17 protein-coding genes are annotated in these 16,031 nt (G+C 32.1%); 7 read left to right on the forward strand and 10 right to left on the reverse strand.

All coding sequences use genetic code 11. The features are described 5' to 3' along the window. Positions 1–78 precede the first annotated feature (78 nt). Complete coding sequence (locus ACQKN4_RS07720) at positions 79–1,956, reverse strand: sensor domain-containing diguanylate cyclase (RefSeq protein ID WP_427483140.1); 1,878 nt, start codon at positions 1,954–1,956, stop codon at positions 79–81. Between the two features lie 457 nt (positions 1,957–2,413). On the opposite strand from ACQKN4_RS07720, the gene rpsD reads away from it, so the two are divergent. Continuing rightward, the gene (rpsD, locus tag ACQKN4_RS07725; protein ID WP_079561621.1) at positions 2,414–3,016 is read left to right on the forward strand and encodes a 30S ribosomal protein S4; all 603 of its coding nucleotides are present in this window, start codon (positions 2,414–2,416) and stop codon (positions 3,014–3,016) included. Between the two features lie 259 nt (positions 3,017–3,275). Here rpsD and ACQKN4_RS07730 read toward each other — a convergent pair whose 3' ends face one another. The 4 genes from ACQKN4_RS07730 to ACQKN4_RS07745 all read right to left on the reverse strand — a co-directional run bounded on the left by ACQKN4_RS07730 (position 3,276) and on the right by ACQKN4_RS07745 (position 5,956). Next, positions 3,276–4,208: a hypothetical protein gene (locus ACQKN4_RS07730; protein ID WP_427483143.1), complete on the reverse strand. Its 933-nt coding sequence runs from the start codon at positions 4,206–4,208 to the stop codon at positions 3,276–3,278. Positions 4,209–4,422: 214 nt separating this feature from the next. Then, the gene (locus ACQKN4_RS07735) at positions 4,423–4,782 is read right to left on the reverse strand and encodes a hypothetical protein (protein ID WP_427483144.1); all 360 of its coding nucleotides are present in this window, start codon (positions 4,780–4,782) and stop codon (positions 4,423–4,425) included. A 122-nt stretch (positions 4,783–4,904) separates the two neighbouring features. Beyond that, positions 4,905–5,693, reverse strand: coding sequence for a helix-turn-helix domain-containing protein (locus tag ACQKN4_RS07740; protein ID WP_427483146.1), 789 nt, complete (start codon positions 5,691–5,693; stop codon positions 4,905–4,907). 32 nt (positions 5,694–5,725) lie between these two features. Then, on the reverse strand, positions 5,726–5,956 hold the full coding sequence (locus tag ACQKN4_RS07745; RefSeq protein ID WP_427483148.1) for a hypothetical protein: 231 nt from the start codon (positions 5,954–5,956) through the stop codon (positions 5,726–5,728). Positions 5,957–6,176: 220 nt separating this feature from the next. Here ACQKN4_RS07745 and ACQKN4_RS07750 point away from each other — a divergent pair, with 220 nt between their 5' ends. The 3 genes from ACQKN4_RS07750 to ACQKN4_RS07760 all read left to right on the forward strand — a co-directional run bounded on the left by ACQKN4_RS07750 (position 6,177) and on the right by ACQKN4_RS07760 (position 8,007). Further along, positions 6,177–6,392 (forward strand): helix-turn-helix domain-containing protein, encoded by a 216-nt coding sequence (locus ACQKN4_RS07750; protein WP_049664439.1) that lies wholly within the window; start codon positions 6,177–6,179, stop codon positions 6,390–6,392. Positions 6,393–6,709: 317 nt separating this feature from the next. Next, on the forward strand, positions 6,710–7,525 hold the full coding sequence (locus ACQKN4_RS07755) for a hypothetical protein (protein WP_427483150.1): 816 nt from the start codon (positions 6,710–6,712) through the stop codon (positions 7,523–7,525). 161 nt (positions 7,526–7,686) lie between these two features. After that, positions 7,687–8,007: a hypothetical protein gene (locus ACQKN4_RS07760; RefSeq protein ID WP_372428978.1), complete on the forward strand. Its 321-nt coding sequence runs from the start codon at positions 7,687–7,689 to the stop codon at positions 8,005–8,007. A gap of 154 nt (positions 8,008–8,161) precedes the next feature. Here ACQKN4_RS07760 and ACQKN4_RS07765 read toward each other — a convergent pair whose 3' ends face one another. Next, positions 8,162–9,019: a DUF5677 domain-containing protein gene (locus ACQKN4_RS07765; protein ID WP_427483152.1), complete on the reverse strand. Its 858-nt coding sequence runs from the start codon at positions 9,017–9,019 to the stop codon at positions 8,162–8,164. A gap of 297 nt (positions 9,020–9,316) precedes the next feature. On the opposite strand from ACQKN4_RS07765, the gene ACQKN4_RS07770 reads away from it, so the two are divergent. Beyond that, the gene (locus ACQKN4_RS07770; RefSeq protein ID WP_427483154.1) at positions 9,317–10,207 is read left to right on the forward strand and encodes a 3'-5' exonuclease; all 891 of its coding nucleotides are present in this window, start codon (positions 9,317–9,319) and stop codon (positions 10,205–10,207) included. 428 nt (positions 10,208–10,635) lie between these two features. On the opposite strand, the gene ACQKN4_RS07775 is transcribed toward ACQKN4_RS07770, so the two are convergent. Together ACQKN4_RS07775 and ACQKN4_RS07780 are read right to left on the reverse strand one after the other, a co-directional pair. After that, the gene (locus ACQKN4_RS07775; protein ID WP_427483156.1) at positions 10,636–11,508 is read right to left on the reverse strand and encodes a hypothetical protein; all 873 of its coding nucleotides are present in this window, start codon (positions 11,506–11,508) and stop codon (positions 10,636–10,638) included. Positions 11,509–11,644: 136 nt separating this feature from the next. Continuing rightward, complete coding sequence (locus ACQKN4_RS07780; RefSeq protein WP_427483158.1) at positions 11,645–12,406, reverse strand: hypothetical protein; 762 nt, start codon at positions 12,404–12,406, stop codon at positions 11,645–11,647. 312 nt (positions 12,407–12,718) lie between these two features. Between ACQKN4_RS07780 and ACQKN4_RS07785 the strand changes: the two genes are divergently transcribed. Further along, positions 12,719–12,850 (forward strand): hypothetical protein, encoded by a 132-nt coding sequence (locus ACQKN4_RS07785; protein ID WP_427483159.1) that lies wholly within the window; start codon positions 12,719–12,721, stop codon positions 12,848–12,850. A gap of 155 nt (positions 12,851–13,005) precedes the next feature. Next, positions 13,006–13,572: a hypothetical protein gene (locus tag ACQKN4_RS07790; protein WP_427483161.1), complete on the forward strand. Its 567-nt coding sequence runs from the start codon at positions 13,006–13,008 to the stop codon at positions 13,570–13,572. A gap of 531 nt (positions 13,573–14,103) precedes the next feature. On the opposite strand, the gene ACQKN4_RS07795 is transcribed toward ACQKN4_RS07790, so the two are convergent. Both ACQKN4_RS07795 and ACQKN4_RS07800 read right to left on the reverse strand, forming a co-directional pair. After that, the gene (locus ACQKN4_RS07795; protein ID WP_427483163.1) at positions 14,104–15,006 is read right to left on the reverse strand and encodes a hypothetical protein; all 903 of its coding nucleotides are present in this window, start codon (positions 15,004–15,006) and stop codon (positions 14,104–14,106) included. A gap of 2 nt (positions 15,007–15,008) precedes the next feature. Beyond that, positions 15,009–15,887 (reverse strand): head maturation protease, ClpP-related, encoded by an 879-nt coding sequence (locus tag ACQKN4_RS07800; RefSeq protein WP_427483165.1) that lies wholly within the window; start codon positions 15,885–15,887, stop codon positions 15,009–15,011. Positions 15,888–16,031 lie beyond the last annotated feature (144 nt).

Below are 16,031 nucleotides of genomic sequence, written 5' to 3' on the forward strand. Positions count from 1 at the left end.
GGCGTCCGATGAGCCACGATTCCGAAAGAGTTGTCCACCCTCCACCGAGATGTCACCCCTAATTTCAGGAGCGAATTATTAGTTTATTTGATACGGTCGATCATGCATACAGAATCGATTTTTACCACTATTTTTCGCTTCATACAGCGCTGTATCTGCATGTAGGAAAACAGATTGAAACGGTGGACGATACAGTTCATCCCATGTTATGAGACCTGCTGAAATTGTCACCCGAGGATCTGTTGTATTTGGAATTACTGCAACAATTTCTTCAGCCAATTCGATTGCTTCTTTCTCATCAATATTCGGAACATACACAGACATTTCCTCTCCACCCCAGCGTGCACAAATACCGCGAGCTCCAATCATTTCTTTTAACTGTACCGCAATTTGCATAAGAATCTTATCACCAATTTGATGACCATACGTATCATTCACACGTTTGAAATTATCAATATCAATGAGTAGGAACATCCCAGATTGATCATTAATAAGTGACTTTTCTACATACTTGTCTAAATAACTTCTTGCATACAATTTTGTTAAATGGTCTAAATCTACCATTTCCTGAAGTTGATGTCGTAATATTGAGTTTGCAATTGCTAAAGAAGAGTGATGAATTAATGATTGCATTAACTTAAAACTATCAAACGAAAAGAAATATGGCTCCTTGTGTAACACAATACTAAAGCCATTTATTTTTTCTTCCATTAAAATCGGGATTGCCATAATTGAACGATATTCAATATGAGTAGGGGTTAAACGGCTGAAATCTGCAATAAATAGTGGATCGTTGGTACTTTTAAAATGTTGTTCAACATGTTTTATAAATGTTTGACCCTTTTCTGTATTAAATAAGGCCGTACTAGCATCCGTCACTTCAAATGTGTCATTATGCTTAAAAGCGAAACAAACTTCCATTGGTTGAAATGATTTCATTAACTGCTTTTGAAGGAAAAGTAACATTTCATTAATGCCTATCCTCATATTTAAACGATGTGATGTTTCATTGATGAGTTGCAAATCACTCACAAGGCGATGTGACTGATGATATAATTTTGCATTTTCGAGCGCATTTCCTGATGTTTGCGCTAGCATTCGTACAAAATCTTTTTCAGTCGGTGAAAAAAGATACGTTGTAGGTGCACTTACTTGTAAAATGCCATAAATAGCTTGTCTTCCTTTAATAGGGGCGTTTAAAACTCGGCAATTCAAATCGCTAGCAAGCTCCGTCGTCAGCTCTCCTGAGACAAAAGCCTCAATAGTCGCAGGCCTTTCAGATAAGTAATCAAAAAGCTTAATATCGATAGTCGTATGGCGGTCTTGATCATTCGATAGTATAAGCTCCACATTAAATTCGGGGAAATTATCCTTAATATTTTTTAAGACGTTTTCTAAAATTAAATCAATATCCATTGTTGAATGAAATAAATCTGTCATATTATACAATTTTCTAAATTGATCTTCATTCACTTTTACTTCATAATTTTCTCTTATCAACTGAAGAACTTTCGTAAGCGTTTCTATACTTTCTTCCCCGTAATTAGAAGTCATAAAGTCTGTCCAAGCATCTGTTGCCTCTACTAGTAGCCCACCTATTGGATTCCTACCTTCTACTTGGAAAAGAACCATATCTGTCATCTTCGAATAGGCTTCTTTTTCTTTTAATATATAAGGGATTTTTACCATTTTCTGTTGATAAAAACTAGCTTCAATCATTAACCATGACACAGCATTTAGTTTCGTTTCAATTGTTAAAGTAGCCATCTCTTCTACAGGTATTAAAGAATTACCTTCAAAACCGAGGAATGCCACATTCACAATTCCAAAATGCTTCTTTAGACACTGTTCCAATGGGTGAAAATACTCATTTAAACCAGTTTGTTCTTTAGAACTCACCCAAATGCTCAAAACATCTGATTTTATATATTTTAGCGTTTGTAAATGGTCTGTCATGAAATCACCTTTTCTATATAACGTACAAATCAATTACTATTAACTTATTGTATATTATACATAATTTGTGTCATTTTGACTATGTTATTCTACTTTACTTTTACATTTTACATCTCTCACTGTATCATTAACTATTCTAAAATTTCGCATCGTGTACATAAAGGAAATATTTACTATAGTTCTTTTTTGAAAATAGTTAGTGTTATAATTGACGTCTATGTAATAAGCAGTTACAATGAAATTTGTGTAAAATAAACGCAGCAGTGGTATGAGCTTATTACTGTATTTTATTCCTCTATTTTTTTAGGATAACTAAACAGATTCAAATAGATGGTGTATTGTGTAACCTAACGGCTGCATAGGCGAAAATACATGAAAATAAAATGCGTATAAGAATGGGTACTACTGGTTTTTGTTTTACAACAAAAAAACCAAATTTAAAGGAGGAGACAACAATATGTCTCGTTATACAGGTCCATCTTGGAAATTATCACGTCGTCTTGGTATCTCACTAAGCGGTACAGGTAAAGAAATCGAAAAACGCCCTTACGCACCAGGTCAACACGGTCCAAACCAACGTAAAAAATTATCAGAATACGGTTTACAACTTCAAGAAAAACAAAAACTTCGTCACATGTACGGCATGAACGAACGTCAATTCCGTACTCTATTCGACCGCGCTGGTAAAATGAAAGGTGTACACGGTGAAAACTTCATGATCCTTCTTGAAACTCGCCTTGACAACCTAGTTTACCGTTTAGGTTTAGCTCGTACTCGTCGTGGATCTCGTCAATTAGTAAACCACGGCCACATCTTAGTAGATGGCAAACGCGTTGATATCCCTTCATACAGCGTAAAACCAGGTCAAACGATTTCTCTTCGTGAAAAATCTCAAAACCTTACTGTTGTAACAGAAGCAATCGAAGTAAACAACTTCGTACCTGACTACTTAACATTTGACGCTGACAAAAAAGAAGGTACATTCACTCGCCTTCCAGAGCGTTCTGAATTATCAGCTGAAATCAACGAAGCATTCATCGTAGAGTACTACTCTCGTTAATTAAATTACTCTGCAAAGAGTAGTTTAGAAAACCCTAGAAAGCCTTTTATATCAAGGTTTTCTAGGGTTTTTGCTTTTTATCAACAATGCACAATAATGCATTAATTATTGTTATTTTGGGGCTAGCATTGGGGCTAGATTGGGGCTAATAAAATTCGGCGAGCGTGTGTACAGGAATGGGTGAGTAGGATTGGGAATAATACACCAGTCCTTTTTTATTACCACAAAAAAACTTTCGCATATATCACTAGAATAAATGTCAATTGTTTATACCCTCTTTAATAAGATCCCAAAAGAGTGGTGCCAAATCCCAAAACATATAAAGTATCTTTATCATTACAAAAACATTCATAAGGATAACCAAAAATAAAGTGGTGTAAACAACTATAAATAAACAGCCCCTTCCAATAAAAGATATTATTATTTCAGATTGCTTTTGCTCTCCATAAATTTTTTTTCTGTATTTGAACCTTATAGAAAAATACATGTTTCGTATTTTTTTTTTAATCCAAACCAAATTAAACCTTGTTTTAATTCCGAAAAGTTTATTGTCATAGTACTTATCATAATTCAAGACAAAGGGAATTCTTCCAAATCTCGGACCCATCTTATGTATTTCCCTAATTGTTTCATTTTCAGTTACCATTTCATTGATATAGATATCAAAAGCTTCAAATCTGAGTATTTCTACCTCATTAACAGATTGATAAATGCGTTCAGAATATCCGGCTTTTAGCATGTTAATATCAAATTGAAGTTTCTTCACTCTCACCTGTCCCTTATAAAGGGAAATAAAGCCATTCATCTTTAATATTTTTTCATTAGAAATGTTATTTAAGTTTATAAGTAATTCTTTTCCAACAAAATATTTCTGGCTTATTTTTATATGACCACTTATTAAATTATCAACGTTAACTATATGGGATTCTCCTTGACTATTATATTCATCTATTTTTTCTTGAGATTTTTTATCTGAATAAAGCAAAAGAAAGATATAGGCAAATGTAAAAATAACAGCATAAAGTATATACAGCCAGTTTGACATTATTATATCAATAATCATTTGAAACGAATCTAGCTTTACAAACTTATAGAAAAAATTAATACTGCCGCCCAATGTTAAAATCATTAATGTCAGTGCTAAATATTTCGGATTTTTTGCTACTTTCAATAATTCTATAAAATTATTCATGATACTCTCCTTATTTTTCTAACGATACTCAACTATATTCTATTTTTTAATTATATTGGAATTTTCATTTTTGAGGAAATTTCTCGTCTTTTTTTATATAAAGACTCACATGATAATTTGAATACATCTAAACTAATGATGATTTAATACATCCTTCAGTTTTTTATTCAGACAAGCATAAGCACCCACACTACATGGATGCCCTTTGATCTATTTAACAATTTGACAATGTTACTTCTTGTTGTGCATCATTTTTAATTACTGTCTCATACAATTCTTGTGCATGAATGTTAATGGTTTTTACTTCATCTTCCATTCTTTTAAACAATGGAAAGAAAGCCATATCAATCAAACGCACTGTATCTTGTATTTCTTGAATAGACAAGTATGCCATGCCACGATTCTCATGCCAGCGATTTTCAGTGATTTCGTCTATTCTATTCATCAAATTAGCTACCGCCTGTTGTACAACTCGTAAATCAATCATTTGTACAGATAATCCTGAAGCATCGTTACTATTTTCGAGTACTACTTTTTCTAATATGTGTTGTGTTTGTTGTTGCATGTTCGTCATTTCCCTTCTATATATATGTTTTATTTAGTTGCTACCGCATTTAAAAGTAATTGTTTATTACGATCAGACATTACACGCCATTCTTTAACTGTTACTCTCATTTGCATTCACTTCCTTTCTTATTAAAATACTTCTGTTGGTCCATTACGTTCTGATAGCCAGTTGTAAAAAGGCACCGTGCGTATATTCATAGGTTTATCCTCCACAGGTGATAGTAATATTGTGGGATGCTTATCTCTACGTTGTAAGGCCTTCTTATGAGCTCCTACGAATATGGCACGTAATGATTTAGTAACCGTCAGCATTCCTTCTTTAATATCGTTAGCCATTTTAAAAATGATGTTTTTGGCCAATATGAATTCCTGAATATTACTTACATCAGATGCTAGCACCACTTTATGCAGATCATCCTTAAAGTCATCTGAGATAGGTAATGAATGCATAAATTCAAATAGCATTTGTTGATACTCATTCATAAACTCTTTGCACTTTTCTTTTTCAGCATTAGCTCGGTTATAAGCTTCTTGTAATGGAACAACCTCACATTCCTCAAAAGGCTCGTCAGGATCTTCACATGTTTCAGATTGACTGGGCAAAATAATATAGATGTTTGCACCGCGTCCTCCCTTTACCTTCGTTGTTGTTTGTTTTTTGATAATCCCTAGTGATTCCAGTTTTGAAATAGCACGATAAACCGTCTTTGTGCTGATCTCTAAGCTGTCAGCAATTGTGGAAGCTTTCAGGTGACACACCCCAGGATAGTTAAGAGAGTGTGATGCAAGCTTATAAACGATGGCACGTTCTGTTTCTGTTAACTCATAAAAATGCTGCTGGATATGCTCTTCCACATGCTGATCCATATCAGCTACTGTTTCAAATGTTGTGTACGTTGCTAAGTATTCAAATGCCATCGTTTTTCACCCCGCTTTCCATTGCTAAAAAATTAATAAACTACATGTACAGATCCATCTTCACCGATTTGAACCGGTTGCCCATCAACATCATCAAAGTAAATATAACCACCCCAGTAGCCATCGAATTGTCTCTCTCTACTCCCTAGGTTGTAACGGTCTCCATAGCGTTTCTGGAAATAAGCACGAGCCTCTGTTACATTCGAGAAGTGAGGAAAATTCGCTTCATCTTCTCTTGAAATTACAAAACCAAAGTATGTCATAGTGTTTCACCTCTCTTCCCCGCAGCATGTCGGCTATTTCTTGTCCATTCACCGACTAACCCTTGATGGTTATTTTCTGCTCCAATTTTGCTGATAACCAAATAGTACACTAATTAATGTACTTTGTAAATAATTTAGTAAACTTTATGATTTACTTTATTTATAAATTTGTTTACAAGTATATAAAATGGTATACTAATTACTGATAGGAGGTGGTTTTGTGAGATTAACTACCAGTGAAAAAATAAAAATTATTCTTGGTAGAAAGGACATGACTGTGAAGGATTTGGCTGAAAAATTAGGAACTACACGCCAAAACTTACATAACAAAATGACACGCAATAATTTCAGTGAAAGTGATTTAGAGAAGATTTCTGAAGCATTAGAAATTGATTATGAAATCAGCTTCCTAATGAAAGATGGAGAAAAAATTTAAACACAGTAAAACACTTACGGCTCATCGTGCAGCTGAAAGTGTTTTTTCTTTTGGCCATAATAAAAAGCAACCACATTTCTGCAGCTGCTTGAATATATATATATTTATTAATAGCATGTTTTAAAAGATTAAAAGAATTAATGATTAAAAATCAAATTTTATCGTTTAAGACTTACTCCCGCATGAGGTTTCAGCATTTATACGCTAGGACATTACGGTGGGACAAAAAAAGTAACGCTTTTTGATTGTCCGTTTTTTATTTTTTCAATAAAATTACAACAAATGGGATATACCACTAAACATACTAGGAGGAAAATATGGATACAGCTTTTTGTACTTTTAATAATACTAGATATAATTCTTACGATTTTAATTTACTACCAGAACCAGAAAAATTATTTCTTAGACAACATTTAGAATGTATTGAATGTAAAGGAAAAGCACGCTTTCGAAAAGCTTCCACTGATAACAAACCGCCTTGTTTTGCTGCAAATCATATTGGCAAGTGCTCAAAGGAAAGTTCATCAAAATCTATATCAAGTAGCCCTGGAAAAAATAAAGTGTCTAAAATAATTGTCAATCCAAATGAAATTAAACTAAAGAAAACGAATTTTTTCACAACATCCAGTTCTGTTACTCAAACGCAAGGAACAGGGAATGTTGGTGCAAAAAAAGAGCACAATAGAAATTCCTTTACGCTTGACCCTGCAAAAAAAACAACTAAAAGCAAAACTTTAAGGAATATATTAAATCTGCATTTAGAAGGTGCTTTAAATAATACCAAGTTGAATATCACTGTAAATAATAAAAGTTTCCCATTAAAAGACATACTCTTTGATTGGGATAAAATGATTATTCATAATATATCAGGTATTTATTGCGGATATATCAGAAATTCTAATAAACGAATATGGCTAAATACTAACTCAAACAACAACCTTAGTATTCTACTTGATGATACTGTGGCAGATATTATTTGGAGTGATTTACCTTATAAATCTGGTTCATGGAACAATGGGGTTCCAGTGATCGTATACGGAACACCTCAGGTGAGCACTAATGGGAAAACATTTATCAAAATTTCTGACATAGAAGATATATACATTTCTAAAAAACATTATAAAAAAGTTTAGTGCTTAAACACTATTGGAAACTTAAACAGAACGGTATAATAAATTATATAAAGGGCTCATCACTATTACTTCCTTTTTTATTTCCACAATTAACTACATAATAAAAAGTAACGTTTAATAAATATGATTTGAACCTAAATTATAGCCAAAGGAGGAACTATATGATCGGTGTAGTAGGTATTGCCTCTATAGATTCCTGTTATTCAAAAATTGAAAACAATACTATCGTTGAAAATAATTCTGCAACAATAAAAGTCTTAAGGTCAAACACCAGAATCATTGACGGAGAAAATTATACCGATTGTGAAGTTAAATTTCTTATTCGTATGCAAACCAATCTTGAATGTAAATCTTTAGATGACTATGTTGGACATGTCTATCCATTCCTTAAAAATTTAATAAAAGGAACTGTAACCCGTGTTCAAATCATAAAAATTATTGATTTAGGGCCAGCTCCCTTAAAGCACATATCTCAAATATAAAGAGTTGTTCAACTGGATGGTCTCACATAAAAAAACTATTCACAAAGGATATAAAGATTATTTCACGATTATTCCCCGATACTTTCTATTATCACTGTATATTTGGACTACATAAGTAAGACCACTCATCACACTGAGTGGTCTTCTATATATTCTATACTTGTTCATTAGTTATTAATGCACTTTCAATTGACATGAAGAATTTTTCAAAATATGATTCGTATTCAGGAAATTTAATTTTTACAAATGTAAAAGCAGCTGAAGTAAGTATAGCTCTTGTAGTGGTTATGTTAAAATCCCTTTTATTGTCTACTCCTGAAAATCGAATAGGTTGAAGAATCTTCTCTCCATCCTTTGTGTAAAATGCATTTAACGCGAGATAATTATGTGCTGAAGCAGAAATCATACTATATAAATCAGCTACTAAATCACGATCATTATCCTTATATTTTTGCTCTTGGACTATAATAGCTAATCGATTAATAGTTTTCGGTCCATTATAAAGTGAATGCCACTTCGGATTAATTGGTCTTCCACTTCTTTTTTGATTAATTACTTTTTTAACCCTTTTCCATTCATTAACAGTTTCCCTAAGCTCATCGTTCTGTAATATCTTTTCATACTCAGTAATTACCTTATAATAATACTCTTTATCTTTTCCATCTGGATTCTGGCGTTTTTCTTTTCCTCTTATTATTTGTTTTCCTACATCTAAGTGTTGATATTGGTAACTAACATAATAAGCTAACGCTCTTTGTTTTATGGATTCTGGCTCTAATAAAATATATTCAAAAGATAAGTACGCTTCTATTACACCCCTGAAACAAAGTGTTGCTGGCCCCTCTAATTCATGATCTGCATTCACAAAAACACCATCGCTCAATTCCACAATTTTTCTAAATAAAGAAAGTATTACAGTCTCTTCAGTATGTACTTGCTTTTCTTTGCAATAATCAACAATTAACTTTTCTGCAAACTGTATAGCTTTGCTTAGACTTTCTATTTGTTGCATAATAATCTCCCCTTGATATATCCTGTTTTTTCTCTCTAAATATATCTTATTTTAAATATTATTATATTTTTTTATTAGATGTATTTACGGAGTCTACCATTTCAACCAATTTTATAACACTGGTGTACATTGAACTATCGACTCCGGAAGATTATCACTTTCATTAAGCCAGTTGTAAAACTGCACAGTACATTTTCTGTGTGTTTTCTACTCCACAGATTTAAAGTAGAGTTGATTTTTAGTATGTACTTTCAACCCGCAATTCCCTAAAATGGAATATAAATGGAGGTTTTTAATGTGAATTGGTTTAAAAAATTATTCTCTAAAAAGAAAAAAATTGATATTCCTATCGAAAAGCAAGAGGTGGAAAGAAAAGATTATACAGTTAAATTAAGAATGAACAATCCTTCTGCTATGACACCAATAGAAAAACGTATTGTTGAATTACAAAATGAAAATCCTAATATAACAGAGGAAGAAATAAAAACAAAAATTATCGAGGAAGAAAAGCGAAAAATAGCTGATAATATTATTAACAGTACTAAAATTGAAATTGTTAGAGGAAAGCCGAATTCAAATAATACTATACAACAACCGCAGCAAGTTACCAGTTTTAGAGATTTAAACATCGTTCCTGATAGCAAACTAGTCTATTCTAGAATAAGAAAACTTGTGCCAAATTTTATAGTTTTAGATTTTGAAACAACAGGTCTATCTAATAATACGGACGAAATTATTCAAGTTGCTGCCGTGCGATATGAGAACTTTGAGGAAATAGAAAAGTTTGTTACCTTTGTGAAACCTACTAAAAGTATTCCGTATGATGCAACAGAAATAAATGGCATTAGTAACGATGATGTCAAGGATGCACCTAGCATCAAAGAAATTTTACCTCAACTATTAGAGTTTTTAAAAGATGATGTCATCGTTGCACATAATGCCTCATTCGATATGAAATTTTTACTAAGTGCAATGTACAAAGAGGAAATCGAATACCGTAAATTTAAAGCTATAGATACTTTAGCTTTATCTCGTAAACATATAGACTTTACGAAAAATCATAAATTGTCTACATTGAAAAGCTTCCTAAAATTAAATCATTTAAAATCACACGATGCACTACATGATTGTTATGTCACTGCGGAACTATATAAATATTGCTACGAGGAAAGTTTAGTCAAAAATTAGGTCACTCAAATGAGTGGCTTTTTGTTTGCCATTTCTTTAGTATAAATTTCATTTGCTACTAGCAAAGTAATAACCATAGGTAACATCTGCTAGTATGCCGATAATACTCTAGTTTATTTTTCCGCTGAAAAGACTTCTATTAATCGTTGAATTTCTTTCAGTTGGAATATAATATACCCTCATCGCATAGAATAATTTTTAACTGAATAAAAAGGTGGTGAGAATATGAATGTTGAATTAAAGCTCACTTGTACTGAATTACTTTTGGTTTTCTTTGTATTTGAAAGAATCTTCTTCTAGTTAGAAGGTGACAATGCTAAAGGAAAAAGCATTGTCATACGGTTTAATTAACAAAATACATAAAAGCATTTTTCTTTAATTACAAACACATAATAAAAAGCTACACCATGTTAGATGCATCTTTAGATTTAGAATGGTAAATCATCTTCATTTACTGTTACAGAAGCAGTTTCTTTTATGTTAGGTTCTTCTTTTTTCTCGCTTGAAGGTTCAACATAATTATAGTTGCCATTTTTATTCTTTAATACATTTACATAATGATTTAAAAAATTTACTGTTTCATTTTTGGGATGATTCCCCAAATAAAGCGATTCTTCTCTTAAACCTTGAAAATTTATCCCTTCTTTTTCGCATAAACGTTTTTTGAGCTCTTCAAATAAGCCTAATTCTTCATATTTCTCAATTATCCCCTTTAGATCAGCAATATAAGAATTTGTAGGGTATCCCATATGATATGTGATTGTTATTTCTCCAAAACTTGATAATTCCCTAGTTGTATCTATGAGTACCCATCCTTTTTCTAAATATGAGTTTACAAATCTCGCACTAACCACTTCGATTTTATAGTATTGTGACATAAAATTAGCCTCCTTTTGGTTTTTTACATGTATTTGTTCATTTTCAATGTTTAAATTGTTATTATCACAACTTAATTGAGTATCAAGATTTTTTACTATTTCTAAGCCTTTTTGAAGATACTCATCTAAAGGGGTTTTTGCGATAATATGATCAGCTTCTAGCTCTCTTTTACTCCAAGATTTCCTTTCAAGATAACGTTTTTGGCTCTCAAATAATTCCCTATTAGAATATTTCAAACGTTCTTCATCTGTTGTATCTCTTCCTAAATACATTATTGTTTGAATAAACTTTATTTCATCAAATGTTAGTTGATACATATAATTTTCTAATTGTTGAATAGCTTCAACACTGTTACTGTTCTGTCTATTACAAGCGAGTTTATACACTTTTTTTGTGACATTAATAAAATGAGAATAATTCATTTATACCCCTCCCTATCCACTTACTATTATTATATATCAATATCTAACAATTAAAAAAACACCTACCGAGATAAGTGTTTAAAAAAACTATTTTATTGCCTTTCATCACGGAATGATCTTTTTCCATCACTATTCTTCATTTGTACAATTCTGGGTCTGGTGCAACTGAAACTAACCTTGTCCTTTCATCTAGTACAAGCGCCATTTCCCCATCAACTTCGATGAGAGGAGGCATATCCTCATATTTTTGAGTATAAATTGTCTCTGTATACTTGTAATCAATTAATTGCAATTTACTTAAATCAAACTCTTTATATTCTATTAAATTATAAAGTAAGTTTGAAGCATCATTAATAACTATCCTAAAATCGTCTTCATACACTAAATATAAAGCCGTAATTGATTTTAATTTGCCGTCTTCCCTAATACTAAAATCTATATTAAAGCCTAAAGTAATTTGATATTTTTTCGTATCAAAGTCTTTGAAAAAATTAATAGCAACAATTGGTAACGCATTAGGTCTCTCTTGATCGTATGTTAATCCCTTTGCTTTATTCACATTGTCCGGCGCAAACGATAAATTTTCTATGAGACAATTAAAACCATCATTATCGTGATGTTCTACAATAAACTTTTTGCGATTAGCCTCTTCGAATTTATCAAGACCATACCAATGAATCATAACAATTTGATGCAGATATTGGTATTTCCCTAATTTTTTCGATCCTGTTTTTATATAAGTTTTTTCTTTATTTAAAAATTTTTTATCATTAACACTCCAACCTACTGAATTTATTTTTTCGAATAAATCTTGGTTAAATGTAGTATATCCATAGAAACCTATCTCACTATTTTTAAAACAAATTTTATTGTTATCATGTGAAATTTCAAGTTTCATGAAAAGCCTCCTAAAAAGAATTGTTTTCAATAATTATATACACATTTAATATTTGCATCAATAATTACCATTTCATCCAATTTTCTGAATTAGGTCTACTATTTATTTGTGTACGATCGACACGCGTTATAAAAACGGAACAGAGCGCATTCTATGCACTGTTTCTTCTATAAATGATGTTTTGCTAGGCTTCATGCTAAATGCTCTATAGCCTTGCCATATACCTCTATAAACACGGCTCTTTTGATATTTCTAACCAGTTTCAATATTATTAATGTTCGTGATAGATAAAATTTAAATGAGGAAATCAAAATGAACAAATTAGAACAAACAATTCAGGAATTACTGGAAGCTGAATATACGCTCGAGGAAATTAAAGCAGCCTTTGAGGAGGTAATTGAAAAAGCTAATCAATTAAAGGCTATTGATGAGACAGATAACTAATCACAGTTGTCTGTTTTTTCGCATGTACTTTTTACTCCTATTTACCTAAAATGGTAAATGGTGCAGTAAAAGCATCCAGTTAATACATAAGGTTATTTTTATCGCTTTTAAGTTGTTTAAAATTTTGAAAACATTAGGGAGGTATTTATTTAATAATGGCTAAAATAGATAAAGAACATCAGGTTTTTATACAATTGACAGAAGATCAGAATTACATGAAATTTGTTCGAGAAAATGCACCTATTTATAGTCGGCAATTAAAAGAAGACATAACGAAAAATAAAGCAGTCATAAATAAAAAAGTAGCATCTTTTATAAAATGGGCAATTCAAATGTCAGAAAAAGAATATTATCTACAGTCAGTACCAATTTCAGGTGGCGTCTTTACTTTAACAAATAGAGATTTTGGAAGTATGGTTTATTTTAGATATTGCTCCACTTTAACAGAAGCCACAGAGAGACTGTTAAAAATATACAAAGAAGCTATAGAAATTGTACAATTACATTCAAAAATTAAAGGTTCAGGCTCCAAAATAATCAGCGAATTCATTAAATTATCTAAAGATATACAACTTCCACTTGTACTATATACTGAAACTGAAAGCTTAGTGAAATACTATGAACAGTACAAGTTTAAAAATTATGGAAAACAGGGTCATAGTAATGAATATTTAATGATTAGAATCCCTGAATCTAATAGTAAATTCAAGTTCAAGTTTTAATTATTTTATTATGACCAGCTCAGCTAAATCAGCTTTGCTGGTCATTGATAATTATATGATTAAATACAATTTCGTCCGCCATTTTCACAAACCCCACTGCTCCTTTAGCTTGGTTAGAAACTTCATCTTACTTCCATCATCCCCAGACACATCTGGATGAAACTTTTTGAATGCCATACGATAGATTTCATGCAGCACTTTCTTTTCATCATCTTTGTAGTTACTCTGTGAAGTTGTGTAGTACCTACATAAATGTTGTATTTAAAACTAACGATTGAAGCGGGTACTTGAATATCTGCATTTATTTCACCTGTTTTGAGATCGATTTCAGCCTTTTTAACATACCTCTCATCCCGATTCATTAAAAACGCTGCGGGCTTTCTGAGCACCAAAAACCCCTATATAAACTTCATCTACAAACCTTGGCACACTTAATCATTTGTAAAAGACCACTCATAAAGAGTGGCCAATGTAAAACTTCACATATTTATCTTCTAATCCAACCAGCAATCACATACTTGGAAAGAGTTTTTACATCTTTTGATTTCTTCTTTGTTCAGCACTTTCCATAGCTCTTGTATTCCTTTCGTACATGGATTGTTTACGGTCATACTCTCTTTGGGCCTCTTCCTCATGAAATTTACGGATACTCTCTTTTTTCGCTTCAATTTGTTGACTTGTAAATTCATTAAAAGATATGTCTGCACGTACATCTAACCATTTCATATATATTTCAGTTAGATTGACATTATTTTGAGCTTTTTTACAGTAGTCGAGTATATCTTCTTTTAACAGATCTTCTGGTGAACAAATTTGTTCAGTATCTTGTGCTGTTTTTGCATGGATAGTGTGCTTGAATTGTTGGATTCGTAGCTGTTCTGATTGATCTTGTAAAAAATCAATCAGTTTATCCAATGACCCTTTAAGATTCCGTAAATCTGAATATGTTGTGGGATAATGACTCTCATAAGCTATGATTAATTGTTTCAATTCCTGACGTTGGTCATATGATAAATATCCTTCTTGAGAAATATCATATCCTTGTAATAAAACTTGCTCATTAGCCAGTTGTTCGGTTAATTCTTTAACTGCGGACTTCAATTGTTGTACTTTGTTAAGATCGCCCGATAATTCAGCCTTTGCTAATTCCCGTGCTTTGATTTCTTGCTGACGCTTCAATTCAAATATTTCTTGCTTTTTTTGTTGGATGCTACGCTGCGCTTGCTCTTTGATTAGTTGCTCTTCTTGAAAGAAATTAGAAAGTGCTTGTTCTGCTTCATTTTGAGCATTCAAGGCCTTTCGTTGTGACTCCTCTGCGCTTTGAATGTGGGAAGCTATGATATTTTCAATACTTACTTTTAAAGGGTGTATATCCAACATGCCATTTTTCAAATTTGTCGTAATAACTTGTTCTAGCGTTTTTCCAAATTTCATCTTTATTCAACTCCATTTTTTAAAATATCCGCTAATGCGGCTGCTTCTTGTAATTCAGTAAATGACATTCCAGGTACACTATTATTTTCAACTAGTTGTTGTTGAGCCTTTTCCCCAGATGAAGCTTTAAATGCTTGAACTAACATTTGTTCTGTATGATTATTTTCTGCCATCTTGCCATGTGCTTTTAATAATTGCATGTCTCTATTTTGTGGCGGAATGGCTTTATTATTTGTTCCTCCCTGATTACTCTTTTGCGCTAACTCCTGGCGCATTTTATCAATAACAGCCTGTGGTAAAACACCATTTTTCAACAGTGGAATATCAAGACTGGCAACAGCACCTATTTCCTGTTCAAACATGATTATGTCAATAAAACCTAACTCTTTAGCTTTCTGTGCGTTCATCCAAGTAGTTTTATCCATCATGGACTTTAATTTCGCTTCATTCAAACCAGTTTTGGCCGTATAAGCATTCATAATAGACTTGTTAATATTTTTAAGAAATTCACTTGTATGATCCATTTCACGATAATCACCATGTACAGAAACACTTGCATTATGAATCATTAATTGAGCCGTAGGGGACATTTCAACATGGCTACCGGCCATCGCAATTACACTTGCTGCAGATGCAGCCACACCCACAATTTGAACGACTACTTCTCCAGAAAATGATTTTAAAGCTGTATAAATTTCAGAAGCACTAAAAACAGAACCGCCTCCACTATTTATTAAAACGTTCACTTTCGTTGACTTTGTTTTTTTAGCAGATTCTAATTGTTTATTGATAATACCTGGACTAGTCGCAGGAATATTGAAATAATCATAAATCTGCTGCTCGCTATCTGAAATGATTGGACCACGTATGTTAATATTCATTTGTTCTCAATCCCTTTCTTACTTTCGCTTTGTATACTTTCCTTACTTTCGCTTTCTGAGTATGAAAATCTGATTAATACTAGGATTGTTACTACTCAAAGCGAAAGCGAAAGTAAAAATTTTTGAATAAAAATAGACCACTTT

It is taken from the genome of Lysinibacillus sp. NPDC093692 (assembly GCF_050280125.1).
GTDB lineage: Bacteria > Bacillota > Bacilli > Bacillales_A > Planococcaceae > Lysinibacillus.

Coding starts and splice junctions, on each gene's coding strand:
- ACQKN4_RS07760 (WP_372428978.1), top strand. CDS start 7,687: ATGATCGGTGTAGTAGGTATTGCCTCTATAGATTCCTGTTATTCAAAA.
- ACQKN4_RS07745 (WP_427483148.1), bottom strand. CDS start 5,956: ATGACATACTTTGGTTTTGTAATTTCAAGAGAAGATGAAGCGAATTTT.
- ACQKN4_RS07780 (WP_427483158.1), bottom strand. CDS start 12,406: ATGAAACTTGAAATTTCACATGATAACAATAAAATTTGTTTTAAAAAT.
- ACQKN4_RS07740 (WP_427483146.1), bottom strand. CDS start 5,693: ATGGCATTTGAATACTTAGCAACGTACACAACATTTGAAACAGTAGCT.
- ACQKN4_RS07765 (WP_427483152.1), bottom strand. CDS start 9,019: ATGCAACAAATAGAAAGTCTAAGCAAAGCTATACAGTTTGCAGAAAAG.
- ACQKN4_RS07785 (WP_427483159.1), top strand. CDS start 12,719: ATGAACAAATTAGAACAAACAATTCAGGAATTACTGGAAGCTGAATAT.
- ACQKN4_RS07730 (WP_427483143.1), bottom strand. CDS start 4,208: ATGAATAATTTTATAGAATTATTGAAAGTAGCAAAAAATCCGAAATAT.
- ACQKN4_RS07735 (WP_427483144.1), bottom strand. CDS start 4,782: ATGACGAACATGCAACAACAAACACAACACATATTAGAAAAAGTAGTA.
- rpsD (WP_079561621.1), top strand. CDS start 2,414: ATGTCTCGTTATACAGGTCCATCTTGGAAATTATCACGTCGTCTTGGT.
- ACQKN4_RS07790 (WP_427483161.1), top strand. CDS start 13,006: ATGGCTAAAATAGATAAAGAACATCAGGTTTTTATACAATTGACAGAA.
- ACQKN4_RS07720 (WP_427483140.1), bottom strand. CDS start 1,956: ATGACAGACCATTTACAAACGCTAAAATATATAAAATCAGATGTTTTG.
- ACQKN4_RS07755 (WP_427483150.1), top strand. CDS start 6,710: ATGGATACAGCTTTTTGTACTTTTAATAATACTAGATATAATTCTTAC.
- ACQKN4_RS07775 (WP_427483156.1), bottom strand. CDS start 11,508: ATGAATTATTCTCATTTTATTAATGTCACAAAAAAAGTGTATAAACTC.
- ACQKN4_RS07800 (WP_427483165.1), bottom strand. CDS start 15,887: ATGAATATTAACATACGTGGTCCAATCATTTCAGATAGCGAGCAGCAG.
- ACQKN4_RS07795 (WP_427483163.1), bottom strand. CDS start 15,006: ATGAAATTTGGAAAAACGCTAGAACAAGTTATTACGACAAATTTGAAA.